This is a genomic window from Corallococcus sp. AB049A (assembly GCF_003668885.1).
In the GTDB taxonomy this organism is placed as follows: Bacteria; Myxococcota; Myxococcia; order Myxococcales; family Myxococcaceae; genus Corallococcus; species Corallococcus interemptor.
This window is the reverse complement of sequence record NZ_RAWL01000491.1, coordinates 1-5953: the sequence shown is the minus strand read 5'-3', so window position 1 is coordinate 5953 and position 5953 is coordinate 1. Positions and strand designations below refer to the sequence as shown.

General features: G+C 72.0%; 5 protein-coding genes and 1 pseudogene. 5 read left to right on the top strand and 1 reads right to left on the bottom strand.

Going from position 1 to position 5953, the window contains the following annotated elements; translation table 11 throughout:
* A pseudogene (locus D7X55_RS47620) lies at positions 1-222 on the bottom strand (hypothetical protein); the annotation flags it as partial.
* A 97-nt stretch (positions 223-319) separates the two neighbouring features.
* Here D7X55_RS47620 and D7X55_RS34315 point away from each other — a divergent pair.
* Genes D7X55_RS34315 through D7X55_RS34295 form a run of 5 tightly spaced genes read left to right on the top strand, consistent with a single transcriptional unit; the run spans position 320 to position 5920 of the window.
* On the top strand, positions 320-2542 hold the full coding sequence (locus D7X55_RS34315; RefSeq protein ID WP_233610241.1) for an HTH domain-containing protein: 2223 nt from the start codon (positions 320-322) through the stop codon (positions 2540-2542).
* 54 nt (positions 2543-2596) lie between these two features.
* Complete coding sequence (locus tag D7X55_RS34310) at positions 2597-3514, top strand: HEAT repeat domain-containing protein (protein ID WP_120552913.1); 918 nt, start codon at positions 2597-2599, stop codon at positions 3512-3514.
* Between the two features lie 4 nt (positions 3515-3518).
* Positions 3519-4130, top strand: coding sequence for a hypothetical protein (locus tag D7X55_RS34305; protein WP_120552914.1), 612 nt, complete (start codon positions 3519-3521; stop codon positions 4128-4130).
* Between the two features lie 5 nt (positions 4131-4135).
* Positions 4136-5137 carry a biotin--[acetyl-CoA-carboxylase] ligase gene (locus D7X55_RS34300; protein WP_121725253.1) on the top strand — a complete coding sequence of 334 codons (1002 nt, stop codon included), beginning with the start codon at positions 4136-4138 and terminating at the stop codon, positions 5135-5137.
* A 12-nt stretch (positions 5138-5149) separates the two neighbouring features.
* The gene (locus D7X55_RS34295) at positions 5150-5920 is read left to right on the top strand and encodes a type III pantothenate kinase (RefSeq protein WP_120552916.1); all 771 of its coding nucleotides are present in this window, start codon (positions 5150-5152) and stop codon (positions 5918-5920) included.
* Positions 5921-5953 lie beyond the last annotated feature (33 nt).

Below are 5953 nucleotides of genomic sequence, written 5' to 3'. Positions count from 1 at the left end.
CACCAGCTCCAGGTGCGCCTCCGTCAGCGACACCTGCGCCAGCCGCTGCTTCCCCGCGTGCAGGGCCGCCACCGCCTCCACCAGGGCGGGGACGACCTCCGCCAGGGGCTCCTCCACCGCCCCGGACAACAGGTTCACGCCGTCCAGTTCCAGCGCGATGGAATCGAGCGGGGAGGCTGACGGTTCGCGCTTCCAATGGTGTCCGATGCGGAGACGGGTCATTGACGTTCGTTGACAAGCCAGTTTAGCGGTGGCTAGCATCCGCCGCCCATACGGACCTACATTTTTGTAACCGTTCGGAATTCTTGGGGAATACTCGATGACATTTTACGAGGCCGCGCTCCGTGTTCTGGAGAGCGAAGGTCGCCCCCTGCATTTCCTTGAGATCACGGAGAAGTCCATCCAGCTGAGCCTGCTGTCCCACATTGGTAAGACGCCGGAAGTGACGATGCTGTCGCGACTGGCCGCCATGGCGCGACGGACGCGGGATCGCAAGGTGATTGTCACGGCGAAGGATACCTTCGCTTTGACGGACTGGTCGCTCTCCGAGGACCTCGAGGCACTTGCACAGACGGGCGTGATGGAGCCGCATCCGGAGGAGGAGCTTCCTCCGCTGCGGCCCGTGGAGCGTCACCCGGAGCCCCGCACGGACAACGTCCGCGCGTCGGGCCGTGGCACGGAGCGCAAGCGCCGCCGTGACGAGGGCGACGAGGAGCGGGGTGGACGCCGCAAGCGCTTCCCGCCGCTGCCGGAGGTGGTGTTCGAGATCCTCAGCGAGGCGGAAGCCGGGCTGCGCACGGATCAGCTCATCGAACGCGCCAAGGCCAAGGAGCTGTGCGCGGAGGAGACCACGGTGGAGGCGGTGCTCACCGCCCTGCTGGAGGACAACCAGCGCCGCATCGACGCGGGCCGCCGCCCCCAGTACGCCTTCAACCAGGAGACCGGCGAGGTGTCCCTGGAGCGCGCGGGCGCGCCGAGCGAGGCGCCGCCCCTGGAGCTCCAGGCCGCCTTCGCGCAGGCCCTGGGCATCCCGCTGGAGGGGGGCCGCCCGGTGCTGGGCAAGCCCGCCGCCGCCGGGGAGCCGCTCGTCGACGAGGCCCTCATCACCACCGCGCGCACGGCCCTCAAGGACGCGCGCCGGGCGGTCGCTCGCGGGCTGCGCAAGCGCCTGGGCGACGCGGACGTGGGCACCTTCGAGAAGTCCGTCGTGAAGATGATGCACGGGCTGGGCTTCCGCGAGCTGAAGGTCGCCAAGCGCTCCAAGGAAGGCCCCCTGCTCACCGCGCGCAAGCGCGAGGGCAGCGTGGAGCTGCGCTACGCGGTCCGCATGCTCAAGGGCATGCCGGGCATCGACCGCAAGACGGTGCAGGAGCTGCGGCGCGACCTGGGCCACTACTCGGCGCAGGTGGGCCTGCTGGTCAGCGCGGGCGAGGTGCGCGGCGACGCGCGCTCGGAAGCGCAGGCCAATGGCTCGCTGGTGATGCTGTGGTGCGGTGACGCCCTGGGCGAGAAGTTCCTGGAGGCCAAGACGGCCGTCACCGTCACCCAGGTGGAGCTGTACGACATCGACGAGCGCTTCTTCGAGGCCGCGAAGCTGGACGCCGAGGAGGCCCAGCGCCGCCGCGAGGAGCGCAAGAGCGAGAAGCAGGCCCGCGAGGAGGGCGGCGAGGGGGAGGTGGCCGCCACCACCGACAAGCCCGAGCGCGCGGAGCGTCCCGAGCGCGGCGACCGTCAGGAGCGCTCCGAGCGCCGCCGCGACCGTCAGCGCGAGCGCGCCGAGGCTCGCGAAGCCGCCCAGTCCGGCACCGAGGGCGCCGAGGCCAAGGCCTCGCCGGTGGCCCCCGCGCCGCCGGCCGCCGCCGGGTTCACGCCCACTTCGGAGGAGGACGACTCCGAGGAGGGCGATGACGAGGGTGAGGACGAGGACCTGGAGGCCGCCAGCGCCTTCGTGGGTGGAGCCAAGGAGGGTGCCGAGGCCGGCGCCGCCGAGGGCTCCGCCTCCGACCGCAAGCGCCGCCGCCGCCGCCGCCGGGGCCGTCGCGGCCGTGGCACGCGCGGAGCGGAGGGCGCGCCCGCGGGTGAGGCCGGTGCTCCCGCCGGTGAGGGCGAGGCCGCTCAGGCCGGAGCCACCGTTGGCGAGGGTGAGGCCTCGGGTGGCATCGCCGCGCCGTCGCCGGGTGGCAGCGTCACCGGTGAGCAGGTCGCGCTCGCGGGTGAAGCGCTGCCCGTGACGACGGATGCGTCCGCCAGCCCCTCGAACGGTGAGGCCGCCGCCACGCCGCCCGCCGCGGGCAATGCCTGGCATGCGGGCGATGCGGTGCAGGCCGCGCCGGAGTCCGACGAAGCCGCGCGGGCCCGGGCCGAAGCCGCGCACGCCGCGTCCGACGCGGTGACCCCGGTCGCCGCGCAGGCGCTGCCTCCGGAAGAGGCCACCGACGAAGCGGCCCCGCAGCCCGTGGAGGTCCGCGAGGCCCGTGAGGTGCACGAAGCGCCGGTGCCGCCTGGGACGGACGGCTCGTCCGAGGGCAACAAGGAAGGCTGATCCCCCGCACGGAATCAGGTGCGGTGGACGCGGGAGTGTTAGCCTGGGGGGGCCATGAAGCCGGCCCTGCTGCTTACCTCCTGCGTGCTGTTCCTCGGGGCCTGCCGCTCGCAGGCCCCGCGCTATCCGGTGGCGCCGGTGGAGCTGGCCGGGGCCACCCTGCGGGACAACGCCCTCCTGGGCTTCGGCCCGGAAGGCGTGAGGGATCTCTTCGATGACGCGCTGGAGACCTCCGGCCGCTTCGAGCGGGTGGGCGACGAAGCCCCCAAGAAGGCCCGTCCCTGGCGGCTGTCGCTGGAGGTGCCCTTCACCCGCGAGGTGCTGAAGGACGGCAACCCGCACAGCTTCGCGGAGGTGGGCGCCAACCTCTCCCTGGAGCGCTTCGGCGGCAACACGCCCCAGCGCTACGAAATCGTCGGCCTGGGCGAGGCGGCGGTGGAGGAGGACTCGGCGGACGGACGGCGGACGGCCATGCGCGCCGCGCTGGAGAGCGTGCTGCGCCAGGTGACGGAGTCCGCGGTGCTGCAGTTGGCCGCGCTGGACCGCGCGGACGAGGCGCTGGTGGCGGACCTCCAGGCCACGGACGCGCGCGTCCGCGAGTTCGCCCTGCGGACGCTGGCCGAGCGCAAGCACCCGGCCGCCGCGCCGCTCTTGATTGAACGCCTCAAGGACACCAGCGACGCGGATCAGGTGCGCCGCACCATTGGCGCGCTGGCGGAGATGAAGGCGAAGAGCGCGGTGCCGGCGCTCATCGACCTGGCGCGCGGCAAGGACTCGGGCTTCCTGCAGGAGATCGTCTTCGCCGTGGGGGAGATTGGCGGCCCGGAGGCGGAGGCGTACCTCTACACCGTGGCCCAGGGCCACGACACGCCGTCGGTGCAGGCCGCCGCGCAGCAGGCGCTGGACACGCTCTACGCATCACGCAACCACGCAACCGCGGAGGCGCGTGGCCAGGGCCACGCGGACCCCTAAGCGCATGATGAAGCAATCGCTGTCGATGGTGGGGGGCCTGGCCCTCCTGGCCTCTTCCCTCGTGGGCTCCGGCTGCGCGAAGCGCGTGGAGTCGGACGCGCGCCCCTCGCCCGAGTCCATTGCCCAGTACTACCCGCTGGCCGTGGGCAACGCGTGGACGTACCGCATTGACGGCCGCGACGACAAACCCGTCACGGTGGAGATCGTCAAGGAGCAGGACGGCTTCTTCGTGGACAACCAGGGCGGCCAACTGACGGTGGACGCCTACGGCCTGCGCGACCCCAAGCGCTACCTGCTGCGCGGCCCGCTGGAGGCCGGGCGCGGCTGGAACAACGTCGTGTCCGTGTCCTCCACGGAGCGCTACCAGCTGGTGCAGGTGGGCTTCCCCTGCAAGGTGCCCGCGGGCTCCTTCCCCAACTGCGTGAGCGTGGAGGGCCGCAACAAGGTCGACGCGCAGACGACGCTCGTCAACACGATGACCTTCGCCGCCGGCGTGGGCCTGGTCCGCGTGGACGTGGCCACGGAGCACGAGGGCAAGCGCGTGCCCCAGACGGAGCTGGAGCTCATCTCCTACAAGGCGGATGCAGCCAGCACCCCGGCCGCTCCCGCGAACTGAAAGCCGTGGAGACGACGAACGAGCTCTCGCAGGACGCGCGCATCCTCAACTTCCTCGCGGAAGGAGGGGAGGGCTTCATCTCCGGTGAGGCGCTGTCCAACCGGCTGGGGCTGTCGCGCACGGCGGTGTGGAAGCACGTGGAGGCCCTGCGGCTGAAGGGCTACCGCATCGAAGCCGTGCCCGCGAAGGGCTACCGGCTGGTGGGCCGGCCGGACCGGATCTCCGGGCTGGAAATCCACCCGCTGCTCGCCACGCGCGCGGTGGGCCGCGTGCTGCACCACCACGACACCATCGGCTCCACCAACGCGGCGGCCTTCCGGCTGGCCCAGGACGGCGCCGTGCACGGCACCGTGGTGGCCGCCGAGCAGCAGACAGCGGGCAAGGGCCGCCGGGGCCGCGCCTGGGTGTCCCCGCCGAATTTGAACCTGTACTTCTCCGCCATCCTCCGGCCGGAATTGCCCCCGCAGCGCGCGCCGGAGCTCACGCTGGTGGCAGCCGTGGCCCTGGCGGAGACGCTGCGCGAGGCGGGCGCGGACGCCGCCATCAAGTGGCCCAACGACGTGCAGATTGGCGGCCGCAAGGTGGCCGGAATCCTCACGGAGCTGTCCGCCGAGCCCGAGCGCGTGCACTTCGTCATCGTGGGCGTGGGGGTGAACCTCAACGCCGGGGAGGAGCACTTCCCCGACGAGCTGCGCGCCACGGCCACGTCGCTCGCCCTGGCGCTGGGGCGGCCCGTGGCCCGCGCGCCCTTCACGGCGGCCCTGTGGAACCGGCTGGAGACCTGGCTGGACACGTACCTGGCCACCGGCTTCGACGCGGTGCGCGCCCGGTGGAAGGCGCTCTCCAGCACGTTGGGCGTCCCCGTCCGGGTGCGGACGGACCGGGGGGACTGGGAGGGGTTCGCGGAGGACATCGACCCCACGGGCGCCCTGCTGGTGCGCCTGGCGGACGGCCGCGTGGAGCGCGTGCTGGCGGGGGACGTGGAGCAGCTGCGGCCCCAGCGCTAGAGTGCGCCCCTGATGCTCCTGGCCATCGACGTCGGCAACACCAACACCGTCCTGGGCGTGTACGAGGGCCGGCGGCTCCTGGACCACTGGCGCCTGGAGACGAGCGCGCGCCGGAGCGCGGACGAGTACGGCATCCTCGTGCGCCAGCTCTTCGCGTGGAGCGGCGTCGATGCGAACCAGGTGAAGGCCGTCGCCGTCTCCAGTGTGGTGCCGCCGCTCCAGTTCATCCTGGAGAAGATGAGCGAGCGCTACTTCAAGACGCGCCCCATGTTCGTGGGCCCGGGCGTGAAGACGGGCATGCCCATCCTCTACGACAACCCGCGCGAGGTGGGCGCGGACCGCATCGTCAATGCCGTCGCCGCCTACGAGAAGCACCGCCGCGGCCTCATCGTGGTGGACTTCGGCACCGCGACGACGCTGGACGCCGTCACGCCCAAGGGCGAGTACCTGGGCGGCGCCATCTGCCCCGGCATCAACATCTCCATGGAGGCCCTGTTCCAGAACGCCTCCAAGCTGCCTCGCGTCGAGTTCGCGCGCCCGACGCACGTGGTGGGCCGCAACACCGTGCACTCCATGCAGGCCGGCCTGGTTTATGGCTACGTGAGCCTGGTGGACGGCATGTGCGCGCGGATGGAGGCGGAGATGGGCTTCTCCGCGAAAGTGGTGGCCACCGGGGGCCTGGCCCCGCTGGTGGCCAGTGAATCGAAGGCCATCCAGGAGGTGGATGAGTTCCTCACCCTGGAGGGGCTGCGCATCATCTACGGAAGGAATCACGCGACATGAGCACCGCCGCCGCCGACCCCAGCATTCCGGCCC

Excerpts from the sequence above, each read along its gene's own strand:
- D7X55_RS34295 (WP_120552916.1), top strand. The coding sequence starts at position 5,150 with ATGCTCCTGGCCATCGACGTCGGCAACACCAACACCGTCCTGGGCGTG.
- D7X55_RS34305 (WP_120552914.1), top strand. The coding sequence starts at position 3,519 with ATGATGAAGCAATCGCTGTCGATGGTGGGGGGCCTGGCCCTCCTGGCC.
- D7X55_RS34315 (WP_233610241.1), top strand. The coding sequence starts at position 320 with ATGACATTTTACGAGGCCGCGCTCCGTGTTCTGGAGAGCGAAGGTCGC.
- D7X55_RS34310 (WP_120552913.1), top strand. The coding sequence starts at position 2,597 with ATGAAGCCGGCCCTGCTGCTTACCTCCTGCGTGCTGTTCCTCGGGGCC.